General features: G+C 66.0%; 26 protein-coding genes and 1 pseudogene. 19 read left to right on the top strand and 8 right to left on the bottom strand.

Features of this window, described 5'->3' with window-relative positions; genetic code table 11:
* Positions 1-138: 138 nt before the first annotated feature.
* The 4 genes from QF047_RS01215 (at position 139) to QF047_RS01200 (ending at position 2,364) form a co-directional block, all read left to right on the top strand.
* Positions 139-828, top strand: a complete 690-nt coding sequence (locus QF047_RS01215) for a hypothetical protein (RefSeq protein ID WP_307273046.1) — start codon at positions 139-141, stop codon at positions 826-828.
* A 90-nt stretch (positions 829-918) separates the two neighbouring features.
* Positions 919-1,191, top strand: a complete 273-nt coding sequence (locus QF047_RS01210; RefSeq protein ID WP_307273043.1) for a hypothetical protein — start codon at positions 919-921, stop codon at positions 1,189-1,191.
* A gap of 48 nt (positions 1,192-1,239) precedes the next feature.
* Positions 1,240-1,752 carry a hypothetical protein gene (locus tag QF047_RS01205; protein WP_307273040.1) on the top strand — a complete coding sequence of 171 codons (513 nt, stop codon included), beginning with the start codon at positions 1,240-1,242 and terminating at the stop codon, positions 1,750-1,752.
* Positions 1,753-1,788: 36 nt separating this feature from the next.
* Positions 1,789-2,364 carry a GNAT family N-acetyltransferase gene (locus QF047_RS01200; RefSeq protein WP_307273038.1) on the top strand — a complete coding sequence of 192 codons (576 nt, stop codon included), beginning with the start codon at positions 1,789-1,791 and terminating at the stop codon, positions 2,362-2,364.
* A 195-nt stretch (positions 2,365-2,559) separates the two neighbouring features.
* On the opposite strand, the gene QF047_RS01195 is transcribed toward QF047_RS01200, so the two are convergent.
* Positions 2,560-2,985, bottom strand: a complete 426-nt coding sequence (locus QF047_RS01195) for a hypothetical protein (protein ID WP_307273035.1) — start codon at positions 2,983-2,985, stop codon at positions 2,560-2,562.
* 284 nt (positions 2,986-3,269) lie between these two features.
* Here QF047_RS01195 and QF047_RS01190 point away from each other — a divergent pair, with 284 nt between their 5' ends.
* The 4 genes from QF047_RS01190 to QF047_RS01175 are packed head-to-tail and all read left to right on the top strand — an operon-like array spanning position 3,270 to position 7,095.
* Positions 3,270-4,382 (top strand): PP2C family protein-serine/threonine phosphatase, encoded by a 1,113-nt coding sequence (locus tag QF047_RS01190; protein ID WP_307273033.1) that lies wholly within the window; start codon positions 3,270-3,272, stop codon positions 4,380-4,382.
* Entirely contained in the window at positions 4,379-6,358 is a 1,980-nt protein-coding gene (locus QF047_RS01185; protein ID WP_307273030.1) for a glycosyltransferase family 2 protein, read from the top strand. Before QF047_RS01190 ends, QF047_RS01185 begins: the two co-directional genes overlap by 4 nt.
* Positions 6,348-6,680 carry an STAS domain-containing protein gene (locus tag QF047_RS01180; RefSeq protein WP_307273028.1) on the top strand — a complete coding sequence of 111 codons (333 nt, stop codon included), beginning with the start codon at positions 6,348-6,350 and terminating at the stop codon, positions 6,678-6,680. Before QF047_RS01185 ends, QF047_RS01180 begins: the two co-directional genes overlap by 11 nt.
* Positions 6,673-7,095: an ATP-binding protein gene (locus tag QF047_RS01175; protein ID WP_306636143.1), complete on the top strand. Its 423-nt coding sequence runs from the start codon at positions 6,673-6,675 to the stop codon at positions 7,093-7,095. The genes QF047_RS01180 and QF047_RS01175 overlap by 8 nt, the downstream gene beginning before the upstream one ends.
* 19 nt (positions 7,096-7,114) lie before the next feature.
* Here the strand turns inward: QF047_RS01175 and QF047_RS01170 are convergent, their stop codons facing one another.
* Entirely contained in the window at positions 7,115-8,332 is a 1,218-nt protein-coding gene (locus QF047_RS01170) for a GAF domain-containing sensor histidine kinase (protein ID WP_307273024.1), read from the bottom strand.
* 284 nt (positions 8,333-8,616) lie between these two features.
* Between QF047_RS01170 and uraD the strand changes: the two genes are divergently transcribed.
* From uraD to QF047_RS01140, 6 genes are all read left to right on the top strand, one after another.
* Positions 8,617-9,114 (top strand): 2-oxo-4-hydroxy-4-carboxy-5-ureidoimidazoline decarboxylase, encoded by a 498-nt coding sequence (uraD, locus tag QF047_RS01165; RefSeq protein WP_307273021.1) that lies wholly within the window; start codon positions 8,617-8,619, stop codon positions 9,112-9,114.
* A complete protein-coding gene (gene uraH / locus QF047_RS01160) occupies positions 9,111-9,449 on the top strand; it encodes a hydroxyisourate hydrolase (RefSeq protein ID WP_307273019.1) in 339 nt (112 codons plus the stop codon). Before uraD ends, uraH begins: the two co-directional genes overlap by 4 nt.
* 91 nt (positions 9,450-9,540) lie before the next feature.
* Positions 9,541-9,855: a hypothetical protein gene (locus QF047_RS01155; protein ID WP_306636151.1), complete on the top strand. Its 315-nt coding sequence runs from the start codon at positions 9,541-9,543 to the stop codon at positions 9,853-9,855.
* Positions 9,856-9,914: 59 nt separating this feature from the next.
* Positions 9,915-11,588, top strand: a complete 1,674-nt coding sequence (gene purF, locus QF047_RS01150) for an amidophosphoribosyltransferase (RefSeq protein ID WP_307273013.1) — start codon at positions 9,915-9,917, stop codon at positions 11,586-11,588.
* Complete coding sequence (gene purM / locus QF047_RS01145; RefSeq protein WP_307273010.1) at positions 11,585-12,745, top strand: phosphoribosylformylglycinamidine cyclo-ligase; 1,161 nt, start codon at positions 11,585-11,587, stop codon at positions 12,743-12,745. Before purF ends, purM begins: the two co-directional genes overlap by 4 nt.
* 52 nt (positions 12,746-12,797) lie before the next feature.
* Positions 12,798-12,935: a hypothetical protein gene (locus QF047_RS01140; protein WP_307273007.1), complete on the top strand. Its 138-nt coding sequence runs from the start codon at positions 12,798-12,800 to the stop codon at positions 12,933-12,935.
* A gap of 321 nt (positions 12,936-13,256) precedes the next feature.
* Here QF047_RS01140 and QF047_RS01135 read toward each other — a convergent pair.
* Positions 13,257-13,491, bottom strand: a pseudogene (locus QF047_RS01135) (DUF3073 domain-containing protein).
* 264 nt (positions 13,492-13,755) lie between these two features.
* Between QF047_RS01135 and QF047_RS01130 the strand changes: the two are divergent.
* The gene (locus QF047_RS01130) at positions 13,756-14,448 is read left to right on the top strand and encodes a septum formation family protein (RefSeq protein WP_307273005.1); all 693 of its coding nucleotides are present in this window, start codon (positions 13,756-13,758) and stop codon (positions 14,446-14,448) included.
* 93 nt (positions 14,449-14,541) lie between these two features.
* Here the strand turns inward: QF047_RS01130 and clpB are convergent, their stop codons facing one another.
* Positions 14,542-17,217 carry an ATP-dependent chaperone ClpB gene (gene clpB / locus QF047_RS01125; protein ID WP_307273002.1) on the bottom strand — a complete coding sequence of 892 codons (2,676 nt, stop codon included), beginning with the start codon at positions 17,215-17,217 and terminating at the stop codon, positions 14,542-14,544.
* A gap of 208 nt (positions 17,218-17,425) precedes the next feature.
* Between clpB and QF047_RS01120 the strand changes: the two genes are divergently transcribed.
* Positions 17,426-17,761, top strand: a complete 336-nt coding sequence (locus QF047_RS01120) for a YciI family protein (RefSeq protein WP_306636163.1) — start codon at positions 17,426-17,428, stop codon at positions 17,759-17,761.
* Positions 17,762-17,924: 163 nt separating this feature from the next.
* On the opposite strand, the gene QF047_RS01115 is transcribed toward QF047_RS01120, so the two are convergent.
* From QF047_RS01115 to QF047_RS01100, 4 genes are read right to left on the bottom strand one after another with little or no spacing between them, the layout of a single operon-like run.
* Complete coding sequence (locus QF047_RS01115) at positions 17,925-19,043, bottom strand: sulfate/molybdate ABC transporter ATP-binding protein (protein WP_307272996.1); 1,119 nt, start codon at positions 19,041-19,043, stop codon at positions 17,925-17,927.
* Positions 19,040-19,885 carry an ABC transporter permease gene (locus QF047_RS01110; RefSeq protein ID WP_307272993.1) on the bottom strand — a complete coding sequence of 282 codons (846 nt, stop codon included), beginning with the start codon at positions 19,883-19,885 and terminating at the stop codon, positions 19,040-19,042. The genes QF047_RS01115 and QF047_RS01110 overlap by 4 nt, the downstream gene beginning before the upstream one ends.
* 11 nt (positions 19,886-19,896) lie before the next feature.
* Positions 19,897-20,685 carry a molybdate ABC transporter substrate-binding protein gene (gene modA, locus QF047_RS01105; RefSeq protein ID WP_373427733.1) on the bottom strand — a complete coding sequence of 263 codons (789 nt, stop codon included), beginning with the start codon at positions 20,683-20,685 and terminating at the stop codon, positions 19,897-19,899.
* Positions 20,686-20,696: 11 nt separating this feature from the next.
* Positions 20,697-21,104, bottom strand: coding sequence for a molybdopterin-binding protein (locus tag QF047_RS01100; RefSeq protein WP_306636171.1), 408 nt, complete (start codon positions 21,102-21,104; stop codon positions 20,697-20,699).
* A 230-nt stretch (positions 21,105-21,334) separates the two neighbouring features.
* Here QF047_RS01100 and QF047_RS01095 point away from each other — a divergent pair, with 230 nt between their 5' ends.
* The 3 genes from QF047_RS01095 (at position 21,335) to QF047_RS01085 (ending at position 23,831) form a co-directional block, all read left to right on the top strand.
* Positions 21,335-22,036, top strand: a complete 702-nt coding sequence (locus tag QF047_RS01095) for an SMI1/KNR4 family protein (RefSeq protein ID WP_307272990.1) — start codon at positions 21,335-21,337, stop codon at positions 22,034-22,036.
* 122 nt (positions 22,037-22,158) lie between these two features.
* A complete protein-coding gene (locus tag QF047_RS01090; RefSeq protein ID WP_307272988.1) occupies positions 22,159-23,025 on the top strand; it encodes a DUF4031 domain-containing protein in 867 nt (288 codons plus the stop codon).
* The gene (locus QF047_RS01085) at positions 23,022-23,831 is read left to right on the top strand and encodes a 2-phosphosulfolactate phosphatase (protein ID WP_307272985.1); all 810 of its coding nucleotides are present in this window, start codon (positions 23,022-23,024) and stop codon (positions 23,829-23,831) included. The genes QF047_RS01090 and QF047_RS01085 overlap by 4 nt, the downstream gene beginning before the upstream one ends.
* Positions 23,832-23,836 lie beyond the last annotated feature (5 nt).

Below are 23,836 nucleotides of genomic sequence, written 5' to 3'. Positions count from 1 at the left end.
TGCACCACCGCCCTAACGGTGACACCGGAATCACCCTGTCACTCACATCAATGGGTGACGCCTGCTCACCCTGTCCGTCCCTAGGTTTGAATCAGCCCGCAGCGCCCGCCGCGGAAACCCGGAACCAGGGAGTCCACAATGTCCATCACCGCCACCCACCTCACCCGGGCGTCAGGCCTGGCCGCCGTCGCCGCCGGCGTGCTGTTCCTTGGCGTTCAGATCAACCACCCGCAGCTCGACGCGGAGTTCGTCACCACCACGGAATGGTCGGTCCGCCAAAGCCTGAAGATCCTGATGGCCGGCCTGTCACTGGCCGGAATCACGGGGATGTACCTGCGCCAGGTGAAGCAGAGCGGTGCACCCGGCCTCATCGGATACCTCATTTTCGCCGCCGGTTACCTCATCATGATGAGCGTCGAGGTGGTGGGGCTGGTGGTCCTCCCGGCGGTGGCCCACACTTCAACGGGTTACGTGAATGACGTCCTCGCCGCAGCCACCGGCGGGCACCCGAACGGCGACATTGGCCTGATGCAGCCGCTCACCCTGGTTGCCGGGCTCACGTACATGCTGGGCGGCCTGGTCTTCGGGATCGCGCTCTTCCGCGCCAACGTCCTGGCCCGGTGGGCTGCCGCAGTCCTCGCCGCCGGCACCATCTCAAGCATCCTGATCCCCTTCCTGCCGCAGATCAACGAGCGGCTGTTCGCCGTGCCTACCGGCGTCGCCCTGATTGGCCTTGGTTATTCGCTGTGGCGCAGCCAGCGCACCGTGGCGGTGGGGATCCTGTCCCAGGCTGCGGGTTCACCGCTCGATCCCGCCGGCACACGGTGAGCACCCGCCTGGCCAGTCCCACCTGGGCAAGCACCACCTGGTCGACATGGTCGGCCAGCTGGGTGCTGTTCAACCGCGGGGGCGGACCTCATGACTGAACTCTCCAGATCCCTGGTTCCCGACGGCTACCGGCTCCGGGTCCACGGCCACCTCCAGGACCGCTGGGAAGCCTGGTTCGAGGGCCTCACCCTGACCCGTGAAGACGACGGCACCACAAGCCTCTGCGGTGCAGTTCCGGACCAGGCCGCGCTTCACGGGCTGCTCACCAAAATCCGCGACCTCGGCGTGCTCCTCATTTCCGTCGAAGCCCTGTACCCGGATGTTCACGGCCCGAAACCGGTTCCTGCTCCGTCCGGAAACTAAGCTCAGAGGGGAGGGCATTCAGGTGGAGGAACTGCGGAAGGAACAGCCATGGCGCACGACCCGGCAGGAGAAGCAATCTCGAAAGTCGGCGCAGAGCACGACGATAAATACAGTGCGAACCGGGAACGCTTCGAGGCTCAATCCTGGTACGAGATTGACCGCCGCCTGATGCTGCTGCTGGCCCCTCTCTTCCGGGCAGGCGACGACGCAACACACGAGGCAACAATAGAGCTCACCGTAGTGGTTGACGGCACCATCATTTCCGGCTCTGTGGTTTCTGAGAATGCCTGGATCCAGCGGCAGAATGACCAGATCCGGATCGGCAGCCCGGCAATTGCGGACGCCCTCGCCGCCGTCGAGTCGAAAAGGAACGAACACAGCCTCGAGCCAGCCGAAGATGCCGAAGATGCCGAAGCAAACGTCCTCCAGAGGCAGAACAGGTACATTCATTTCCTTGCTCCGGTGCTGCTTTCCGGCGGAGTCCATGTACGCCTGCCGGCCACCAGGGTTGACCTCCGCAAAGTGGCCACCTGGAGCATCGGACGCATATCCCTTGATTAAGGGAGCAGCCGCGTGGGTGTGTGACAGGATGGCCGCATGGGGATCGAGGTCCGTCCGGCTGCGGGGTTTGAGGACGTCCGGGCGTTGGTGGGGCCCAAGCGCCCCGACGCCAACGTCTGCTGGTGCCTGAGCTACCGCATCCCCTCAAAGCAGAACCAGGCGTTGCGCGGCACGGAGCGCGGAGACCTGGTGAAGGAGTTGCTGGCCCAGGATCCCCCGCCGGGGGTCTTGGCGTACGACGGCGGCGAGCCAGTGGGGTGGGCAGCGGTTCACCCCCGTGCGGACACCAGTTTCGCCGGCAACCGGAAGATCCCGCACGTGGACGATCTGGACGTCTGGTCAGTATGGTGCATCCGGGTGCGGCCCGGCCACAGGGGACAGGGCATCTCACACCAGCTGTTGAAGGGCGCCGTGGACATGGCCCGGAGCTACGGGGCGCCTGCCATCGAGGGCTATCCCCTGGACAACCACGGGCAAAAGGTTGACCTCACCATGGCCTACGCCGGCACCCGGAAACTTTTCGAGGACGCCGGCTTCACCAAGGCGGCGGACACGGAGTCAATACTGAATGGCTTCCCGCGGGTGCTGATGCGGCTGAACCTGCAAAGCTAGCCGGCCCGGAAGACGAACAGGGTCAGGGTTTCTTCCGCCAACTGCCCGGCCAGCCTTCGTCGATAGCCCACAAAGCCAGGAGCAGGGCATCCACTGTCATAAGCCCCGCGATGAGGTAAGCCCACCCGGTGTACCACGCCATTGCAATCTCCTGACTGTATCCCCCAGCCACTCGATTGCACCTAAGTGTGGCACCTAAACCGCCGCAGCGGAACGCCCCAACTCCACACTTCTGAAAAGTGCCTCCAACCTGTTGTGCGCCTCGGTCTCCAGGCTCAGGCGGCGCGTCAGCTTCTCCACCTGCGCAGACATCTCCTCACCCACCGGAAGCCGGTCACCGGGCCAGCTGGATGACTCCCGCGACTCGGCCAGCGCGTGAGCCAGGGCATTGGCTGCGGCCCGCACCTTCCGCGAGTGGAAGTAGACACGCAGCAGCGCCCTGCTTTTGGCCAAGGCCGCGCGCATCAGGTCCCGTGGCCGCGCCGACGTTGCGGCGGGCTGCCCGCCGTCGTCCTGCTTCACGGAGGCTGCCTGATCCGCGGAGCCCTGGTTCACACAGGCTGGTTCCGCGCAGACCGCGGCAGCCGCCGTCGTCCGGCTTGTTATGTTGATGTGTCTCATTGGCTGTGCCTCCCTGCAGGCCGGGCCAGCCTCCGGACGGCGTCCTTGACCCTCGTTCCCACGAAGCTGGTCCCTACCCACGAGTGTCCCGGGCCTTCCTCAACGTCCGGGCAAGCAGGTCGAAAGATTTCCGCAAGATCCGCACGGCGGCTCCCCTGCGCTTTCCGGGCGCCCCCCGTGACGCGCGAACCATATGGGAATCAGCCGGCAATCAGCAGGGGGAATTCAGCACCTGTGAAGCCTGCGACATGCCCTGTTGCGGTTAATACTGTAGAAGTAGACCTATGGTCTCTCCCCCCGAAATCCGTCGTGCCGTTGTCATCGAAGACGACCCGGACATCCGCGGGCTGCTGGTCCGGGTCCTGGTCAAGCAAGGCTTCGACGTAACGGAGGCCGGAGCCGGCCTGCCCGGGGTTGAGGAGGTCCGCCGCTGCCAGCCTGATTTGGTCACGCTGGACCTGAACCTGCCGGACGTTGACGGCCTCGAAGTCTGCAAGCTGCTCCGCGAATTCTCGGACGCCTTCATCGTGATGCTCACCGCGCGCGCCGATGAACTGGACAAGCTGACCGGCCTGGACAACGGGGCGGACGAGTACATCAGCAAGCCGTTCAGCCCCCGCGAGCTGCAATCGCGGATCAACGCCCTCTTCCGCCGCCGGCCCTCCGCTGCCGCGGATTCAGCAGCCCGAAGTGAGCTGGAACGCGCCACAGAAGTCCAGCAAAGCCTCCTCCCCAAGGAGGACATCCGTGTGGACGGCTACGACGTCGCCGGCGTGTTCCGCCCCTCCCGCAGCGTGGGCGGGGACTTCTACGACTGGTACCAGTCACCGGACGGGCTCCACCTCACCTTCGCCGACGCCATGGGCAAGGGCATGGGTGCGGCGCTCATCGCGGCCACGGTCCGCGCGGTGATGCGCTCCATGGGGCACCGGCAGGACCTGGACGGCGCTTTCGCCTCCGCCAGCCAGTCGATCGCCGCAGACCTGGACTCCTCCAACTCCTTCGTCACGTTGTTCCACGCGCGTTTGGACGCAGCCTCCGGAACCGTCAACTATGTCGACGCCGGGCACGGACTTGCGCTGCACGTCCGCTCCGGCGGGGCTGCTCACCGGTTGCCCTCCGGCGGACCGCCGGTAGGCGCCTGGGCAGGCTCGCAGTGGCCGCAGTCCAACCTGGAACTCGCCCCGGGAGATTCCCTGGTGGTGGTCAGCGACGGCGTGCTGGACGTCTTCGACTCGGTGGAGGACTTCACCGAAGCCGTTCGAAGCGCCATCCAAAACCAGGATTCAACGCACGCAGCCAGCGGCGCCATCCTGGCCCTCGCTCCTGCCGAGACAGCGGAGGACGACGTCACCGTGGTTGTTGTCCGCCGGCTGCCGGAGCAGGCAGCGGCGTGACCCGCTTCTGGACCCGCCTGGTAGTGGTGCTGACCGTTGTCACCGGGCTCAACTACGTCGCCTGGCGCTGGGCCGCCTCGTTGAACTGGGACGCCTGGTGGATCGCGTTGCCGCTGGTGGTCGCCGAGACCTACAGCCTGATCGACGTGATGCTGTTCGGTATGACTGTCTGGAGGCTGAAGATCCGCAAGGGCGCCCCGCCGCCACCCCACGATGCCACCGTAGACGTCTTCATCACCACGTACAACGAAGACCTGGACATGGTGATGACCACGGCACTCGCTGCCCAGAAGATCCGGCATCCCCACAGCACCTGGATCCTGGACGACGGCGCCCGGGCCGAACTCAAGGCCCTCGCGGAACAGCACGGCCTGGGCTACGTCACCCGCAGCGAGGACTGGACCTCCAACCTCCCCCGGCACGCCAAAGCCGGCAACCTGAACAACGCCCTGATGCAGACCCACGGCGAGTTCCTCCTGATCCTGGACGCGGACCAGATCCCCGAGCCGGACATCCTCGAAAAGACCCTCGGCTACTTCAACAACCGCCGCGTCGCGCTGGTGCAGACCCCGCAGTACTTCAGCAACGTTCCGGTGAGCGATCCGCTCGGCAGCCAGGCACCCCTCTTCTACGGCCCCATCCAGCAGGGCAAGGACGGCTGGAACGCCGCCTTCTTCTGCGGCTCCAACGCCATCCTGCGCCGCGAGGCCCTGATGCAGCTGGGCCTGGTGGGCTACGTCAAGGAGACCGAGAAGAGCATCCGGCGCGCGCTGGCAGCTTCACGCTCGGCCATCAGGCAAGCCCGGCGGTCCGCGGACCGGGAGGCTCCACTCGTCGCCCAGGTGCTCGACGAGGTGGAGTCAGCCACCCGGGAAGCCCAGCAGGACCTCGAAGCAGGCGGAGCGCTGAGCGAGATCACGTACCGGGTGCGCCGCCGCGTGGATGCTGCCGTACAGACCCTGGTGATGGCCGACGTCGAAGCCCTCCAGGCCGACCTCGAAGAGATCGCCGCCATGGAACTGGCCCATGTGGGCGAGTCCGGTGTTCCCGTAGTGGCGGACGATGCCGTCCAGCGCATGTCCGCCCGCGACTGGTCGCCGCTGGGCGCCCTGGAATCGGTGCAGGCCGTCCTGGACGCGCTGTCCGTGGAACGCAACGACGAAGCCCAGCCGGTCATGCCGCTGGCCACCATCTCCGTCACGGAGGACATGGCCACCGCGATGCGCATGCATGCCATGGGCTGGGAGAGCGTCTACCACCACGAGATCCTGGCCTATGGCCTCGCGCCCGAGGACATCGCCACCATGCTCACGCAGCGCCTGCGCTGGGCCCAGGGCACCATCCAGGTGCTGCTGCGTGAGAACCCGCTGGTCCAGAAGGGCCTCAAGCTTGGCCAGCGCCTCATGTACTTCGCCACCATGTGGACCTACCTCAGCGGCTACGCGGCAGTTATCTACTTCGCCGCCCCCATCATCTACCTGCTGCTGGGCATCCTTCCGGTGACGAGCCTGAGCTGGGACTTCTTCATCCGGTTCATCCCGTTTATGGTGGTCAACCAGCTGCTGTTCGCCGTTGCCGGCCGGGGCATCCCCACCTGGCGCGGCCAGCAGTACAGCCTGGCCCTGTTCCCCACCTGGATCAAAGCGTGTTCGACGGCGGCCCGCAACGTCTGGTTCGGCCGTCCCCTCGGCTTTGCCGTCACGCCTAAGGCCCGCCAGAGCGGCGGACCCAGCTGGAGCCTGATCCAGCCACAGATCGTGGTGTCGGTGCTGCTGGCGGTGGCCGCCGTCGTCGGTCTTATCCGCCTGGCCACCGGCCTGGCCGAACCGCTCGGCACCCTGGTGAACGTCGCCTGGGTCATCTTCGACCTGGTGGTCATGAGCATTTTGGTGCGCGCAGTGCTTTACAAGGGTTACGAACCGGCAGCGGATCCCGTTGTCCCGGGGAACACAGAGAGGAATCCAGATGGAATTTAGCTATGAGGTCAAGGACTCGTATGCGGAGGTCAAGGCGGACGGGCGGCTGAACATGGTCTCCGCGCCCAAACTGCGGGAGTTTGTCACCGATGTGATCGCCGGCGGATCCAACCGGATCGTGGTGAACCTGGAAAACACGGCGTTTATGGACTCCTCCGGCCTGGGTGCGCTGATCGGCTGCCTCAAGGCGGCCCGGCAGGCGGGCGGGGACCTCCGGATCGCGGCCGTGCAGCCGCAGGTGAAGATGGTCCTGCAGCTCACCAGCATGGACAAGGTCCTGACGGCGTACGGTACTGCCGAAGAGGCGTTCGGCAATGACTGAGGTCCTGGCGTCACGCAGCTTCCGGGGGCTGGCAGCAGAGGATGCCATCGAGTCGGTGCACAACGACCTCGACAGCCTGTGGCGCGACGTCCCCTTTGTGCAGGACATGGACCAGATGACGTTTACGACGGCGGTCATCGAGTCGGCGTCGAACATCGTCCAGCATGCGGAGCCGGCCGGGCAGAATGCGGTGGAGCTCGGCGTGGACATCACCGTCCAGCCCACGCTGCTCCAGGCCCGGGTCAGCGCCTACAACGCCAAGCCGCCGTTCGGGCTGATGGAGCCGGCAACACCCGGCGAGGACGCCGAGTCCGGCCGGGGCCTGGCGCTGATCCAGGCCCTCGTCACCACCGTCACGTTCGAGCGGCAGGACGGCACCAACACGTGGGTCCTGTCCCGGACGTCGCAGCGCTAGACCCGTCTGAGGATCAGGGCTAGTCCAGGAATACCACCGACACCGTAGCCCCGCCGCCCGGGGTATCGCCGATGAAGAGCTCGCCGCCGTGCGCCTGGGCGATCCGGCGGCAGGTGGCCAGGCCCAGCCCTGTCCCCGGGCCGTCGCCGGGCCGGTTCAGCCGCATCAGGGGTTCCACGGCCTTCCTGCGCTCTGATGGCAGGATGCCCCTGCCGTTATCGGCCACGTGGATCGTAACCCCGCGGGAGCACCGGGTGGCCGTTACTGTCACCTTGGGCTCCCGCTTCCGGTCCCGGTAATTCAGGGAGTTCGCGAGCAGGTTCTGCACCAGCGTGCGCAGCTGGGCCCGGTCGGCGTACAGCTCCGCGTCCTCGCACAGGATTCCGCTGCTCAGCCCGAGGTCCAGTCCAAGGTCCCGGGCCGCCTCTGCCGTGACACCCAGCAGGGAAACACGCTCACGGTTCAGCTGCCCGTCCGCCCGGGAATAGTCCAGCACGTCCTCCAAACTGCTCAACATGCGCTGCCCGCCGCTGCCGATATGTTCCAGGTACTCCTTGGCCGGGTGGTTAGGGGGAATCCCGGGATCGTCTTCGGCCAACTCCACGTAACCAAGGATGGTAGTGAGGGGAGCGCGAAGGTCGTGGCTGACCCGGCCGGCAAACTCGGACAGCATCGCGTTGCTGCGCTGGAGTTCCGCCAGGGCGTCGTTGAGCTGCAGGGTGCGGTGCTGGAGCTCGAGAAGCTCCACCACCTGGTGCGCCAGCACCTCCACCAGCTCGATCTGTCCGCGCGTGGGAAGTTCGGCGGTATCGGAGAACACGCAGAGTGAGCCCAGCACCAGGCCGCCGGAAGTCTTGAGCGGCACCGAGGCATAAAAGCGGACCTGTGCGATTTCCCCTGTGACAAACGGGTTGGCAGCAAAGCGCGGGTCCTGGGAGGCGTCCCGCACCACAGTTGTCCCGGGGTCTAGGAACACGCTCGCGCACATCGAGTCTTCCCGGGAACAGACGACCGGGTCGATGCCGGAGGCCGCAATCTGCAACTGCTGGTCCGCCGTGATGATGTTGACCACGCTGTAGGGCACCCCGCACAACGAGGCAGCCAGCCGCACCAGATTGTCCAGTGCGCCCCTTGCCCGGGCATCCCTTAGCGCAAGAGTCTCGCCGGCAGCAGGTATCAGCCCGTATTCCCGCAGCTCAAGCTCACGTGCGGCATCCTGATCGGTCAGCGTTTGCATAGCCGTCCCGTCCGTATTCATTTTGCGTCCCCCCCAGTAATAACTGGTCGAGCCTGCGGCTCTCCCGCGATAGTACCGCCTTGGCCTGGCGGCTGCTGTAGTCTCTTGACACCACCGCCATGCTCCACTTCAATATTACGTATGCTGAAATAACAGTTCCATGATGCGGAAGCCTGCGCCGGTAAACCCCCGAGGGGCTTTAGCGGCGATCGGGTGCCGGAAGTCCGGCCTCCGCATAGCCGTCACCATGGATGCCAGCGTTTGTTACTGAGGAAGCAGCCAGCATGAAGCTTGCCGAATTCAACACCGCGGAGCCTGCGCGCGCCGCGGAAACCCTCAAGCCCTGTATTGACGTCCGGCGCTGGGTGGACACCGTAACCGCAGCGCGGCCTTTCCCCTCAAAGGATGCGCTCCTGGCTTTTGCCGCAGAAGCCGCCAATCCGTTCACGTCCGCCGAAGTTGAGTCCGCCATGGCGCACCACCCCCGGATCGGGGAACGCCCGACGGCGGCCACTACCGAAGCGTCCATGTCCCGTTCGGAGCAGGCGGGCGTAGACCCCGCGGACGCTGACGTTGCGCAGGCTTTGGCGCAGGGCAACAGGGACTACGAGGAGAAGTTCGGCCGGGTCTTCCTGATCCGGGCCGCCGGACGCACCGCGCCCGAAATCCTGCAAGCCTTGAAGGACCGGATTGCCAACTCCCCCGCCAAGGAAGACACCATCGTGGCCCAGCAGCTGCGTGAGATTGCCGTTCTGCGGCTCGAAGGACTGATCACAGAATGAGCGTCTCCCACGTCACCACCCACATCCTCGACACAGGGGCCGGACGCCCGGCGGCGGGGGTCGCCGTCGTGCTGTACCAAAACGACGGCGGCACCTGGCAGAAGCTGGCCAGCTCCACCACGGACGCTGACGGGCGGGCCAAGGACCTGGGTCCGGAGCAGCTCGAGCCGGGGCACTACAAGCTCAATTTCGCCACCGGCAGCTACTACGCGGGCCAGCAGACCGCCACGTTTTTCCCGGAGGTGGACCTGGTGTTCGAAGTCACCGGCACTGAGCACTACCACGTCCCGCTCCTGCTCAGCCCGTTCGCCTACTCCACGTACCGCGGCAGCTGACCTCCCCCGTTGCCCTGTCACTTACGGTCCCCAAACCTGGGTTTTGGCAGCCGTAAATGATAGGGCAACGGCGGAAATGTAGGCTTGATGCATGCCTCCTGAAGAACCTGCCGCCGAGCGCCGCGAAGTAACCGTCCGGCGCGCACCCAAGTACGTTCCGTTCCTGATCCTGGGCGCACTGGTGGGCGTGGCGGTCGCTGCCGCAGTCGCTTACGGCCTCCCCGCAACGCCAGACTTCGACCCCGCCTCCGTGTTCGGATTCTTCCTGGTCCTGTTCGCCGGAGCAGGCGCGATCCTGGGCGCCGCGCTGGCGCTGGTCCTGGACCGCCGGAGCGTAAAACGGCAGCAGCGGGCGGTTGTGGAAGCGGTTCCCGACTCCGAGCCCGATCCGGACACCCAGCAGTAGCGCCAGTCACAAAGGGCCGGCCGGAAAAGTCCTACCGCATCTCGTGAGATAATCGACCAGTGGCACGCGGCGATGGAAAACTTTCTCATGATCTTCTCCCTGGCGAAAAAGGCCCCCAGGACGCCTGTGGCGTTTTTGGGGTCTGGGCACCAGGTGAAGAAGTAGCAAAACTCACCTACTACGGGCTGTATGCACTGCAGCACCGCGGCCAGGAGTCGGCTGGTATAGCCACCAGCGACGGCAAGCGGATCAACGTCTACAAGGACATGGGACTCGTCTCCCAGGTCTTCGACGAGACCACCCTGAACACCCTCACCGGCCACCTGGCCGTGGGGCACTGCCGCTACTCCACCACCGGAGCCAGCCACTGGGCCAACGCCCAGCCCACCCTCGGCGCCACCAGCACCGGCACCGTGGCCCTGGCGCACAACGGCAACCTCACCAACACCGCCGAGCTCAACGCCATGATCCAGGAACGCAATGGCGGCCAGCTCACCGGTGAAATGAAGCAGGGCAACACCTCGGACACTGCCCTGGTCACGGCCCTGCTGGAGGGCGAGCCGGGCAAGACCCTCGAAGAGACCGCCATCGAGCTCCTGCCCAAGATCAAGGGCGGCTTCTGCTTCGTCTTTATGGACGAGGGCACCCTCTACGCCGCACGCGACACCTACGGCATCCGTCCGCTGGTCCTGGGCCGGCTGGAACGCGGCTGGGTTGTGGCCTCCGAACAGTCCGCCCTCGCCACCGTCGGCGCCAGCTTCATCCGCGAAATCGAACCCGGCGAGTTCATCGCGATCGACGAGCAGGGCGTGCGTTCCCAGCGCTTTGCCGAGCCGACGCCGGCGGGCTGCGTTTTCGAGTACGTCTATCTTGCCCGTCCGGACGCCGCCATTGCCGGCCGCTCCGTCTACGAGTCCCGTGTGGAGATGGGCCGCCAGCTGGCCCGCGAAAACACGCAGGTGGCGGACATCGTCATCCCGGTTCCGGAATCCGGCACGCCGGCAGCCGTGGGCTACGCCGAAGAGTCCGGTATCCCGTTTGCCCACGGCTTCGTCAAAAACTCCTATGTGGGCCGCACCTTCATCCAGCCCTCACAGACGCTGCGCCAGCTGGGTATCCGGCTCAAGCTCAACGCCCTCGAATCCGTGATCCGCGGCAAGCGCGTGGTGGTGGTGGATGACTCGATCGTCCGCGGCAACACCCAGCGTGCCATCGTGCGGATGCTCCGCGAAGCCGGTGCAGCGTCCGTGCACGTGAAGATTTCCTCCCCGCCGGTGCAGTGGCCCTGCTTCTACGGCATCGATTTTGCCTCCCGTGCAGAACTCATCGCCAACGGCGCCACCATCGAGGAGATCTCCCAGGCCATCGGCGCCGATTCCCTCGCCTACATTTCCGAAGACGGCATGATCGACGCCACCCGGCAGCCGCGGGAGCGCCTTTGCACCGCCTGCTTCACGGGCAAATACCCCATCGAACTTCCGGACGCCAACAAACTGGGCAAGAACCTCCTCGAGCGCACGGACCTGGGCGGCCTCAAGCCCTCGCCGTCGGCCCTTCCGGGTCAGACAGCCGCCCTTGCCGTGGATCCGCAGGAGGACCCGTCGGAGAAGGCCGGCGCCACCGGTTGCGATCCCGGACCGGACTCCGAGTTTGAGAACCTGCTGACCGAAGCCGACCTCGTGCCAGACGTACACGCCGCCACCACCGGCGCTGACAAGAAAGAGTCCGTATGACTTCCGCTGCCCCCGCCGGCAACACATCCGCTGCAAACGCAGCCGGCATCACCTACGCCTCCGCAGGCGTCGATGTTGAAGCCGGCGACCGCGCCGTCGAGCTGATGAAGGGTGCCGTCAAGGCAACCCACAACTCCTCGGTGATCGGCGGGGTAGGCGGCTTCGCCGGCCTCTACGACGTCTCCCGGCTCCTGACCTTCAAGAAGCCGCTGTTGGCCACCTCCACCGACGGCGTAGGCACCAAGGTTGCCATCGCCCAGGCCATGGACATCCACGACACCATCGGGTTCGACCTCGTGGGTATGGTGGTGGACGACATCGTGGTGGTTGGTGCAGAGCCGCTTTACATGACTGACTACATCGCCTGCGGCAAGGTGGTGCCTGAGCGCATCGCCGATATTGTCCGCGGCATCGCCGCCGCCTGCTCCGTGGCCGGCACCGCGCTGGTGGGCGGCGAAACCGCCGAGCACCCCGGCCTGCTGGGTGAGCACGAGTACGACGTCGCAGGCGCAGCCACGGGCGTGGTTGAAGCTGACCAGCTGCTGGGACCGGACCGGGTCCGCGCGGGAGATGTGGTCATTGGCATGGCCTCCTCCGGCCTGCACTCCAACGGCTACTCCCTGGTCCGCCGCGTGATCAACCACGCCGGATGGGCCCTGGACCGCCAGGTATCCGAACTCGGCCGCACCCTGGGCGAGGAACTCCTCGAGCCCACCCGCGTCTACGCTGCAGACTGCCTGGACCTGGCCCGCGCGTTCCCCGTCGCAGGAGCTTCCGCCGTCCACGGCTTCAGCCACGTCACCGGCGGCGGCCTCGCGGCCAACCTGGCCCGCGTACTTCCCCAGGGCCTCGTTGCCACCGTGGACCGCTCCACCTGGGAACTGCCGGCCATCTTCAAGCTGGTGTCGGAGCTGGGCAATGTGCCGCTGGCAGACCTCGAGCGCACGCTGAACCTGGGCGTGGGCATGGTGGCAATCGTCTCCGCCGAGGCCGCCGACGCCGCCGTATCCCGTCTTAACGACCGGGGCCTGCCGTCCTGGGTGATGGGAACCGTTACCGAGGATTCCGATTCGATCCTCAAGTCGGGACCGGACTACGTGCAGGGCGCCAAGGGTGTGGACGGCGGCGCCGTCCGCTTGGTCAACGCCTACGCCTAGATACTCCATCGAGTGCTCCACAACCGCCCTTTTCAAGCTCAAAAGGGCGGTTGTGGAGCACTCGATCGCTTTAGCAGATGTCGCGGACATCGGTTCGGTCGCAGTTCTCGGCGAAGCGGTGGATGCCACCGGATCCGAGCAAACCATCTGCGATACCGCGACCGGCCCAGTTCGCATCATCAATAACTAGTAGAGCAGCGGACTCGATGAGGAACAATCGACAAAGCGTTTAGTCGGCCTCCCCTTCCGGGTTCCACGTGAAAAGCCTCAGCCACCGGCTGGGGCTTTTTCGCATAAAAACACCAAACCACCAAAAAGCCCGCTGCCTGCACCGGTAACGGTGCGGGCAGCGGGCTTCATAACTGAGGTCAGCACCCGCGATCCGCCCGGATCCGGGTGCCAAAAAGAAGCGCTGCACCGGTCCAAATCAGGAGACCCGGACCTCAAACTGGATCCGTTGGTGCCACGGCGTCACAGGGCTGCCAAGTACGGCAACAGCACCTTGCGACAACTAGCCGATGCGACGGGTGTCTACCTCGTCGTCGTCTTCTTCCAAATCATCCGCGTACTTATCCACATAAGCCGAATAATCCGGTTCAACCGGCTCATTCGCATAATGGCTCGTGGCACGACTGCTCGGGCCCGTCAGCTCACGCTGAAGTGCCGAATAGTCAGTGTTCGGGGAGTAGTACTTGATATCCCGCAGCCTGCTTGGTAGCTTTTGCCTTTTGACGGCCGCGCCCCATGGCGTGACCCCCTTTTGTACTTGGACCGGAGGTGGTCACCTTGGCGTAGGTGAGGCCCCGGAATGTTTGGTCAATTTGTCGTACACCTAGATTACATGCTTTCGACTGGCCCCGCTTGCCAGTTGCGGCTCGCGACGGTGACATGCAGTACTATTCCCGCCCAATCAAGGCCGGAAACGGGCTTTTTTCTTCGGTAGAGTCACTTAAGCAACTGCTGGTACCGGCCGGCAACCCGGCTGCCCGAGTGGACAAATACGCAGGAGGATGCACCCCGTGAACCACCAGGATGTCCCGCCCAAACCGAGCTCGCCACCCACCGCCGGCCTCCCGCGGGTCCCCGCCGCTGAGTACGGCGTACCGGCGGCCGAGCCGCCGGCACGGAACCAGGGCCAGGTTCACCACCCCCAGGGGCCGGGCGATGGCCGGAGACAGGGAAACCGGCGGATCCTCTGGAAGGCATTCTTCGCCGTCGTCCTGCTCGTGGTCATCGGGTCGCTGGTGTGGCTCGTCCTGTGGCTGAACTCCAGTGGGGATCCCGAAGCCTCAGCAGGTGCCGGCCGGGGAGTGCTGGAAATAACCGTCACGCCCCCGGCGACGCCACTGCCCCTGCCGCGGGAGGTGGAGCCTGCCGCCTATGCCCTGGGCGACTGCTTCACGGACTTTGACCCCGAAGCGCTGAAATCCACGGTGGTGCCCTGCGACACCGGCCACTCCGCCCAGCTGGTTGCGGTGTTCCGCTACCCGGAAGAGGTCGAATATCCCGGCGCGGAAGCGCTCAAAGCCAAAGCCCTGGAAGCGTGCCAGGCGGCAAAACTCGGGCCGGCCGCGGAGCAATTCACCTTGAACTACGAGCGGAGCTTTCCCAGCTCCACCAGCTGGGGGTCAGGAGATCGACGACTGGACTGCTACGTGACGTCCCCCGGCGGGAACAACGTTAACGCGAGCGTGCTGCCCTAGTACTTTTGCAGCATCCGGGCAGCACGCCCCGCTTTCGAGCCCCGCTTCGGCGGACCTGATCTTTCCCGCGGACCTGGTCTTCCGGCCGAGCCCCTAATCTTGCTGGGTGACCTGGTCCTTCCGGCGCACCACGAGCCCGGTTCCCGGGACGGGACCGCCGCCGGGACCGGACAGTGCCTCCAGCCCCTCAATGGTGAGTTCGTCCACGTCCGTGGCCGTGTCCACCAGCACAGTGTCCCCGTCAGCAATATCGCCGGACAGGATGGCCTTGGCCAGGCGGTCGCCAATCTCCCGCTGCACCAGCCGGCGCAGCGGACGGGCGCCGTAGGCGGAGTCGAAGCCGGACATGGCCAGCCAGGCGCGGGCGCCTTCCGAAACGTCGAGGGTGAGCCGCCGCTCGTGCAGCCTCCGGCCCAGCTCAGCCACCTGGAGCTCCACAATGCGGGCCAGTTCTTCGACGGACAGCGGATCGAACAGCACCACTTCGTCCAGCCGGTTCAGGAACTCCGGCTTGAAGGAGGCGTTCACGGTGGCCAGTACGGCGTTCCGTTTGGCCTCCGCATCAAGCGACGGGTCCACCAGGAACTGGCTGCCCAGGTTGGAGGTCAACACCAGGATGGCGTTGCGGAAATCCACGGTGCGTCCCTGGCCATCGGTGAGGCGGCCGTCGTCGAGGACCTGCAGGAGGATGTCGAAGACCTCGGGGTGGGCCTTCTCCACCTCGTCCAGCAGAATGACCGAGTAGGGCCGCCGGCGGACGGCTTCGGTGAGCTGGCCGCCTTCCTCGTAACCCACATATCCCGGAGGCGCGCCGACCAGCCGGGCCACCGAGTGCTTCTCGCCGTACTCGGACATGTCGATCCGCACCATGGCGCGTTCGTCGTCGAACAGGAAGTCCGCCAGGGCCTTGGCCAGCTCGGTCTTACCCACGCCCGTGGGGCCCAGGAACAGGAACGAGCCGGTAGGCCGGTTGGGGTCGCTGATGCCTGCGCGGGCGCGACGGACGGCGTCGGACACGGCCGTGACGGCCTTCTTCTGGCCGATGAGCCGCTTCCCGAGTTCCTCCTCCATATGGAGCAGCTTCTGGCTTTCACCCTGCAGCATGCGGCCGGCGGGGATGCCGGTCCAGGCGGAGATGACCTCGGCGATGTCGTCCGCGGTCACCTGTTCGGCCACCATCTGCGAGGACTTGTCCGTGACAGCGGCTTCGGCCTCCGCGGCAGCGTTGAGCTCACGCTCCAGCCCAGGGATCTCGCCATAGAGAATCCGCGACGCCGTCTCCAGGTCGCCTTCACGGGCAGCCTTGTCGTAAGTGGAGCGGAGCTCATCCAGCTTCGCCTTGAGGTCACCCACGCGGTTGAGGCCGGCCTTCTCAGCCTCCCAGCGGGCGTTCAAGGCGGCGAGTTCCTCTTCCCGGTCCGCCTTGTCCGCACGAAGCGCAGCGAGGCGCTCCACCGACGCTGCATCCGTCTCGCCTTCCAGGGCCAGCTCCTCCATGGTGAGCCGGTCGACGGCGCGGCGGAGCTGGTCGATCTCCTCGGGGGCCGAGTCGATCTCCATCCGGAGCCGGGACGCGGCCTCATCCACGAGGTCGATGGCCTTGTCCGGCAGTTGCCGGCCGGAGATGTAGCGGTTGGAGAGCGTTGCGGCAGCAACCAGGGCGGAGTCGGCAATGGCCACCTTGTGGTGCGCCTCGTAGCGCTCCTTCAGGCCGCGAAGAATGCCGATGGTGTCCTCAACGCTGGGCTCCCCCACATACACCTGCTGGAAGCGGCGTTCCAGGGCCGGGTCCTTTTCGATGTTCTCGCGATACTCATCAAGGGTGGTGGCGCCGATGAGCCGCAGCTCGCCGCGCGCCAGCATGGGCTTGAGCATGTTGCCGGCGTCCATGGAGGAATCGCCGGTTGCCCCGGCGCCCACCACTGTGTGGATCTCGTCGATGAAGGTGACGATCTGGCCTTCGGAGTTCTTGATCTCCTCCAGGACAGCCTTGAGGCGCTCCTCGAACTCCCCGCGGTACTTGGCACCGGCCACCATGGACGCCAGGTCCAGGGCGATCAGGGTTTTGCCGCGCAGGCTTTCGGGAACGTCACCGGCCACAATGCGCTGGGCCAGGCCCTCGACGACGGCTGTCTTGCCCACGCCGGGCTCGCCGATGATCACCGGGTTGTTCTTGGTCCGCCGGCTCAGGACCTGGACAATCCGGCGGATTTCCGTGTCGCGGCCGATGACGGGGTCCAGCTTGCCGGCCCGGGCCATCGCGGTAAGGTCAGTGCCGAACTTTTCCAGCGATTGGAACGTGTTCTCCGGGTCGGGGCTGGTGACCTTCCGGTCGCCGCGAACACCCGGCAGGGCGGCGAGCAGCGCCTCATGGGAGGCACCGGCGTCGCGCAGGACCCGGGCCGCGGCGTCATTCCCGCCGGAGAGGCCGAGGAGGAGGACCTCGGTGGAAACGAAGGTATCGCCCAGCCGGTCTGCTTCTTCCTTGGCGTTCTGGATCGCCTGCAGCGCGGGACGCGACAACTGGGCCTGCTGGCTGGAGCCGCCGGAAGTGGCCGGCAGGGCCTTGATGGCGCTGCTCGCCTGGACACTGACGGCGTCCGGGTCGGCGCCGGTAGCGCGGAGAAGCGCCACAGCAACGCCCTCGCGCTGATCCATCAGCGCTTTGAGCAGGTGGGCCGGCTCCACCTGCGGGTTGCCTGCCGTGGAGGCGTTCATGGCAGCAGCCGAGAGAGCCTCCTGGCTCTTGGTGGTGAATTTGACGTCCAAAGAGAGCTCCTTTCGGGGGTTATTCGATCTTAGGGTTGAGTCTACTACGCTCAACTTTGGATGGGGTGCTATTTATTTCCTGTTTGCCCAGAGCGAACCAGGGACAAAACCTGCCCGAAGAAATCCGTTTCCAACCCGACCGGTTCACTCTAGGATCGCCTTGTGACCGGGGCAATGGTGCCGCCGGCATTGGGAGACGGGACTGGCAATGAAGAAGTTTGTTGTTCTCTATAACGCACCGCAATCGGCCCAGGCGCAGATGGCCGAGAGCACCCCCGAAGCCGCCCAGGAGGGAATGAAGGCCTGGACGGCATGGGCCGAACGGGCCGGCGAAGGAATCGTGGATATGGGCACGCCACTCGGGGAAGGGAAGGAAATTACAGCCAACGGCACGTCGGGTACCAACACGGGATTGGGCGGCTACACGATCCTCCAGGCCGACGATCTGGCCGGGGCCGAGGCGCTCCTCGACGGGCACCCCCACCTCATGATGCCGGGCGCCAGCATCCAGGTGTACGAATCACTCGATATCCCGGGCATGTAAGCCGGCAACCAGCCACAGCACCGCAGTCAAGGCCCAAAAGAAACCGGCGGGCGGCTCCCCCCAGAAGCCGCCCGCCGGGTCCTTATCCGCCCATTGGGGACTTTACCGCTATTCGTGATGCTTGTCAGCAGATGTGACTACTTTTGTAATGTCCGTCGGCGCCTTAGGCCGGGTAGACCGACACGGAGGTTGCTTTCACCACGAAGTGCACTGTGAGGCCGGGGACCAACCCCAGGTCTGCGGAGGCGGCGGGCGTGATGTCTGCCGCGAGGCTTCCTGCCCTGACCCGGATGAAGTCACCGTGCGGTTCAAGATCGGTGATGGTCACCTCGAACGAATTGCGCGGACTGCCGTGGGCGTCATCGAGGAACACGGACACGGCCGACGGCGGGAACACTGCCACCGCCGCCCCCTCACCTTCGTCTGTCCGCGGGCCGTCCTCCAAGCGCCGGTCCTCCATAGGCCGGCCCTCAGGTTGCTGGTCCTCCAGGTGCCGGTCCTCCCTAAGGCCGGCAACCGCCCAGCCCTCGGCGGTCCTGATCCCGTCGCCTTCGAACGTCCCGGCCATCAGGTTCAACCCCGCCAGCCCTGCCGCGAACGTGCTGCGCGGCCGCTGGAGCACTTCCCGCGTAGGGCCCTCCTCTGAAATCCTGCCGTTCTCGAGGATGACAACGCGGTCCGCCAGCATCAGGGCGTCCAGGACGTCGTGCGTGATGATGATGGCCTGCCGGCCCGTGAGGACCCGCTTGAGCAGCCGGCGGAGAAGCGGCGCCGAGTGGATATCCAGCGCCGCCATGGGTTCGTCCAGGAGAAGCAACGCGGGGTCCGCGGCGAGGGCCCGGGCAATGGCAACACGCTGGGCCTGGCCGCCGGAGAGCTTACCGGGGCGCCTGGCCTGAAGGTCAAGGGCGTCCACCTCGGCGAGCCAGCCCAAGGCCTCTGCCTTGGCTTGCTTCCTCGGCACACCCGCACTGCGCGGCCCGAAAGCCACGTTGTCCACTGCGCTAAGATGCGGGAACAGCAGGGGCTCCTGGGCGAGCAGCGCGGTGCCCCGGTGGTGCGGCGGCGTCCACGCGCCCCGGCCGGCCGAAAGCTCGAAGAGGGTCCGCCCGTTGAGCTCGCCCCGGCCGCTGTCCGGCCGAAGCAGGCCTGAGATCACGGACAGCAGTGTGGACTTACCGGCGCCGTTAGGACCCATCACGGCCACCGTCTCGGTGGATCCCAGCGTCAGGGCCACATCGAATCCCCGCCCGGCCACAGCTGCCTCAAGTGCGAACGTCACGGGACGTCCCCGCCAGCTCCGGCAGCCGTCGTCGTCCGCTGGATCCCGAAAGCCATGCCTCCGCCGGCGGGCCGCCGGTAGGCGAGTGCCACCACGCCCACTGCCACGGCCATCAACACCAGGGAAAGGGCGACGGCGGCGTCAGGGTCGGTTTCCCGCTGGAGGTAGATCTCCAGCGGCAGGGTCCGGGTCACCCCTTGGAGGCTGCCCGCGAAAGTCAGCGTGGCACCGAACTCGCCGAGGCTTCGGGCGAAGGCAAGTACCGCTCCGGAGGCCAGCCCGGGGAGCACCAGCGGGAGCGTGACGCGGCGGAAAACGCGGCCGGGCGAGGCCCCCAGGGTTGCCGCCACCGCTTCATACCGTTCGCCCCCTGTCCTGAGCGCCCCCTCCAGGCTGACCACGAGGAAGGGCAACGCCACAAACGTCTGGGCCAGGACCACGGCGGTGGTGGAAAAGGCGATCTGCAGGCCCAGAACCTCGAGGGTCCGGCCCAGGAGGCCCTGACGGCCAAAGGTGTACAGGAGTGCGATGCCGCCCACCACCGGCGGCAGCACCAGCGGGAGCAGCACGAGGGAGCGCAGGAGGCCCTGCAGCCGGAACCTGCCCCGGGCCAGGACCAGGGCCAACGGCACCCCGAGGACGATGCACAAAACTGTGCTGGCCGTGGATGTGCGCAGGCTCAGGCCCAGGGCAGACAAGGCCGGGTCCGAGGTGACCAGGGGAAGGAAGTCCGCCCACTTCACCCTGGCAACCATCGCGAACAGGGGCAGGACCACCAGCAGGGCGGCCAGGACGGCCACCATGTAGGTCCAGCGCGGAATGCTGCGGTAGGCATGGCTCATGGTGTGCCGCCTCAAGGCCTGCTGCTGCCAAAGCCGGCTGCTGCCAGCACGTGTTGGCCCTGGGGGCCGGTCACGAGGTCAAGGAAGGCTTGCACATTGGTGCTGTTCCTGCTGTTGGCCAGCGCGGCGATCGGGTAGCTGTTCACAGCTGCTGCGGCTTCAGGGAAGGGAACGGCTTCCACCTTTCCTGCGGCAGACTTGACGTCGGTGACGTAGACCAGCCCGGCGTCCGCTTCTCCGGAGATGACCTTTCCGAGCACGTCCGTCACGGAGTTTTCCTCGCTGACCGGGTTCAGGTCCGTTCCCGCTTGCTGTTCGACGGCCGCCGCGGCGGCCCCGCAGGGGACCTGCCGGGCACACTGGACCAGCCGCGTTCCCGGCTTGGCGAGGTCAGAGAAGGAACGGATGCCTGCCGGGTTGCCAGGCGGGACCGCAAGGGCGAGGGTGTTCGTGGCGAAAATGCGCGGCTCACCGTCCACCAGTCCAGCCTGCTGCAGCTTGTCCATGTTCCCCCTGTCCGCTGACGCGAAGACGTCCGCCGGGGCACCCTGGCTGATCTGGGTTGCCAGATCAGCCGAGCCGGCGAAGCTGAGGGTGACGGTGGTGCCAGGGTGGCCGGCTTCGTACGTCTTTGCCAGCTCGGTGAAGCTGGCTTTGAGGGAGGCTGCGGCGAACACGGTCAGGGTATCCCCGGCGCCGCTGCTTCCGGCGGCCGAACCACTGGCAGTGGAGCATCCCGGCAGCCCCGCCAGCAATGCAAGGGCGGCCAACAGCCCGCGGAGTTTTTGGCTCTTCGACAACGCCACCTTGTTCACAGCGCCTTGCCCTGCGGCGTTTCGATGATCACGGTGGTGGCCTTCACCACGGCGGTGGCCACGGAGCCGAGTTCCAGCCCCAGATCCCGCACGGCCTCGCTGCTCATCAGGGATACCACCCGGAAGGGCCCGCACTGGAGCTCCACCTGTGCCATGACCTTGTCCATGGTGATACCGGTAACCAGGCCTACGAACCGGTTCCGCGCCGAACTGCCGTTACGGTGCGGATCGTCCGGCAACTGTGCGAGCTTCTGTGCATGCCGTGCCAGCTCCAGGCCATCCACGGCGAGGCGGCCCCCGTCGTCCTTCACCGGCGTCAGCGCGCCGTTGTCCATCCAGCGGCGCACGGTATCGTCGCTGACCCCGAGGAACCGGGCGGCCTCCGAGACGCGGATGATAGTCATAGGTCCAGTGTAAGGCGCAGATACGGCAGGAAAAGCAAAAGTATGCCGCATCTCCGGGGAGCGTCACATCATGGATCCCCGCTGGAAGGACACCACCAGACTTCCTCCACGGCTGTCTACGTCGATCCGCCGCAATCCACTGGCCAAGGTGCGGCCCTGCGTTCCTTCGCCGGAATGAAGTTCTTAAGATCTCCGTGTCCGTGCGCAGGAAAGGCGGGTAGATTCACCGCATGGGGATACAGACAGTCTGGGCCGGGATTGTTGAGTGGCTGAGCGCTAACGCACCAGTAACAGCCCGGACCATACGGGCCCCCGCACCCGAAGCACATATTCGTTCGTTTGAAGAGGCAGCCCCGAACGGGTGGCCCAAAGACGTGTCGACCCTCTACCGCCTCTTCGATGGCGCAGAACCATCAACCGCAGGGTATATCTTCCCCAACTACCGGCCGCTCCCATTGAAAGAAGCCGGGAAAACGCGACAAATGATGCTCGACATCTGGGTGCGGGTCGTAGATGAAGCAAATGCCGTGGATGAACGTGAGAAGAGGTCGCCTCTTTACTTGAATCTGCGTGCCGCCCACGAAGCTCAAGGCGGTGCTCCTGCGCCCACACACCATAAACCTTACGACCCGGCACATGCTGAAGCTGCAGAGGCGGGCACCCGGGCCTCTATGTTTATCTCATCCTTCCTCCCGGTGGCGGACGACGGTTCCGGCGACTTTCTGTTCGTCGACCTCAGGAAAGGACGCCAGCACGGCTGCGTCAGCGAATATTTCAAGGAGGAGGCCGATTGGCGCCCGGCCATCTGGCCATCTCTTGAAAGTCTTTTGGCCGACACTCTGTTGAGCCTGCGGACCGGCCAACCTGCACTGTCCTTCATACCGACAGTTACAGAGGGCAGGCTCAATTGGGGAACATTTCCGGGACGTTGAGGTCCTCCCGGCCATGTGTTGCCGTTGGAAGGCCCGGAATGCCGGACTGATCGGACACGCCCGAGCCGCGCTAGGATCTTTTCAGCAAGCGTCCGCAGGCTCCGAAGCTCGGGAAGGATCACTTGATATACATCGACCCGCCGCTCTGGCCTGCCCACGGAACACACTTTTCGCACCTGGTCTCGGACTCGTCATTGGAAGAACTGCACGATTTCGCTGCGGGCGCCGGTATCCCGGAGCGGGCATTCGACGGCGACCACTACGACGTGGCGGAGCGGCGCTACAACGATCTGGTGGCGGCCGGAGCGGCCCCCGTCGAGGCCCGGATCCTGGTTCGGAAACTGATCGCCAGCGGCCTGCGCATCCCGGCCCGCCAGCGGAACAAGTCGCTCAAGGTGCCGCTGTTCAACCGGTGGGAGGCCATCATGCCCGGCCACGATTCGCTCTTCCTGGACCTCCTGGACCGCTGGAGCGAGCCCCACCGCAGGTACCACGGCTGCACCCACCTGCTCTCGGTCCTGGAAGCCCTCGATCTGCTGACCGATCCCGCCGACCCGCCCCGCACCGTGCTGCTGGCGGCCTGGTTCCACGACGCCGTCTACCGCGGAGTTGCGGGCCAGGATGAGGAGGAGTCGGCCCGCCTCGCGGAGGAGCGACTGGAGGCTGCGGGTGTTCCCGACGCGGAGGTTGCCGAGGTGGCACGGCTGGTGCGGCTGACGTCCGACCACCGCCCGGAGCAAGGCGACGACGACGGCGCCCTCCTCTGCGACGCGGACCTTTCCGTCCTCGGCGGGGAACCTGGCGAATACGCCCGGTACGTGGCGGACGTCCGCCAGGATTATGCGCACATCGGCGACGCTGACTTCGCTGCCGGGCGCGCCGCCGTCGTACGCCAACTCCTGGAACTTGACCCCCTGTTCCATACAGGACGAGCCAAAGAGCTGTGGCAGGATGCGGCACACCGGAACCTGCTGGGGGAACTGGCGTGAACGCGCCCTACTCCAACCCCCGCCACTCGGTCACCCCGAGCGCCGCCCACCGTCAACTGGACTACACCGTCCGGCTGGAATGGGGGCTCGACGGCGCCCGGACCGTGGCGTCCGGGGCCGACCTCGCCGTTGTGGTGGACGTCCTGTCCTTCAGCACGTGCGTCAGCGTCGCCCTCGACCGGGGCGCCGAGGTTTTTCCCTTTCCGTGGAAGGACACCCGGGCGGAGGATTTCGCCGCGCATCACCACGCCCAGCTGGCTGGTCCCCGCAACGGCGGCGGGCTCAGCCTCTCCCCCGCCAGCTTCCGGGCCGCGGAATCCCTGGGGCGCGTGGTGCTGCCCTCGCCCAACGGCTCCGCGCTCTGCCACGAACTGGCAGGCGAAGTCCCGCTGGTGGCCGCCGTGTGCCTCCGCAACGCGGGGGCAACAGCGGATTGGGTGGCAGCGAACCTCCCGCCCGATGCCGTGATCGCCGTTATTGCCGCCGGCGAGCGGTGGCCGGACGGCACCCTCCGCCCGGCTGTGGAGGACCAAATCGGGGCTGGAGCGTTCATCGCCGGCCTCGCCGCTGCAGGCAAGGGCGGTTACGAGGCCGAGGTGGGCAGGCACGGCTACTCACCGGAGGCCATCACAGCGGCGGCGGTGTTCGAGGCCGCAGAGCCCCGGCTCCGGGAGATGCTGCACGGATGTTCAAGTGGCCTTGAGTTGTCCGGCGCGGGCTATGCCGGCGACGTCGATATCGCTGCAGAGCTGGACGACAGCGACGCCGTGGCTATTCTGGCGGACGGGATGTTCAGTCCGCGCTGAGCGTC

The sequence above is a fragment of the Arthrobacter sp. W4I7 genome, from assembly GCF_030816215.1.
GTDB lineage: Bacteria > Actinomycetota > Actinomycetes > Actinomycetales > Micrococcaceae > Arthrobacter > Arthrobacter siccitolerans_A.
Note: the sequence above shows the minus strand (reverse complement) of the source record. Positions and strands in the feature narration are given on the sequence as shown.

What these genes read in the sequence shown, in the direction of transcription:
- QF047_RS01155 (WP_306636151.1), top strand. Translation starts at nt 9,541, where the DNA reads ATGCCTCCTGAAGAACCTGCCGCCGAGCGCCGCGAAGTAACCGTCCGG.
- QF047_RS01190 (WP_307273033.1), top strand. Translation starts at nt 3,270, where the DNA reads ATGGTCTCTCCCCCCGAAATCCGTCGTGCCGTTGTCATCGAAGACGAC.
- purM (WP_307273010.1), top strand. Translation starts at nt 11,585, where the DNA reads ATGACTTCCGCTGCCCCCGCCGGCAACACATCCGCTGCAAACGCAGCC.
- QF047_RS01095 (WP_307272990.1), top strand. Translation starts at nt 21,335, where the DNA reads ATGGGGATACAGACAGTCTGGGCCGGGATTGTTGAGTGGCTGAGCGCT.
- QF047_RS01195 (WP_307273035.1), bottom strand. Translation starts at nt 2,985, where the DNA reads ATGAGACACATCAACATAACAAGCCGGACGACGGCGGCTGCCGCGGTC.
- QF047_RS01175 (WP_306636143.1), top strand. Translation starts at nt 6,673, where the DNA reads ATGACTGAGGTCCTGGCGTCACGCAGCTTCCGGGGGCTGGCAGCAGAG.
- QF047_RS01205 (WP_307273040.1), top strand. Translation starts at nt 1,240, where the DNA reads ATGGCGCACGACCCGGCAGGAGAAGCAATCTCGAAAGTCGGCGCAGAG.
- QF047_RS01200 (WP_307273038.1), top strand. Translation starts at nt 1,789, where the DNA reads ATGGGGATCGAGGTCCGTCCGGCTGCGGGGTTTGAGGACGTCCGGGCG.
- QF047_RS01120 (WP_306636163.1), top strand. Translation starts at nt 17,426, where the DNA reads ATGAAGAAGTTTGTTGTTCTCTATAACGCACCGCAATCGGCCCAGGCG.
- QF047_RS01130 (WP_307273005.1), top strand. Translation starts at nt 13,756, where the DNA reads ATGCACCCCGTGAACCACCAGGATGTCCCGCCCAAACCGAGCTCGCCA.
- QF047_RS01180 (WP_307273028.1), top strand. Translation starts at nt 6,348, where the DNA reads ATGGAATTTAGCTATGAGGTCAAGGACTCGTATGCGGAGGTCAAGGCG.
- QF047_RS01170 (WP_307273024.1), bottom strand. Translation starts at nt 8,332, where the DNA reads ATGCAAACGCTGACCGATCAGGATGCCGCACGTGAGCTTGAGCTGCGG.
- uraD (WP_307273021.1), top strand. Translation starts at nt 8,617, where the DNA reads ATGAAGCTTGCCGAATTCAACACCGCGGAGCCTGCGCGCGCCGCGGAA.
- QF047_RS01215 (WP_307273046.1), top strand. Translation starts at nt 139, where the DNA reads ATGTCCATCACCGCCACCCACCTCACCCGGGCGTCAGGCCTGGCCGCC.
- uraH (WP_307273019.1), top strand. Translation starts at nt 9,111, where the DNA reads ATGAGCGTCTCCCACGTCACCACCCACATCCTCGACACAGGGGCCGGA.
- QF047_RS01110 (WP_307272993.1), bottom strand. Translation starts at nt 19,885, where the DNA reads ATGAGCCATGCCTACCGCAGCATTCCGCGCTGGACCTACATGGTGGCC.
- QF047_RS01210 (WP_307273043.1), top strand. Translation starts at nt 919, where the DNA reads ATGACTGAACTCTCCAGATCCCTGGTTCCCGACGGCTACCGGCTCCGG.
- QF047_RS01100 (WP_306636171.1), bottom strand. Translation starts at nt 21,104, where the DNA reads ATGACTATCATCCGCGTCTCGGAGGCCGCCCGGTTCCTCGGGGTCAGC.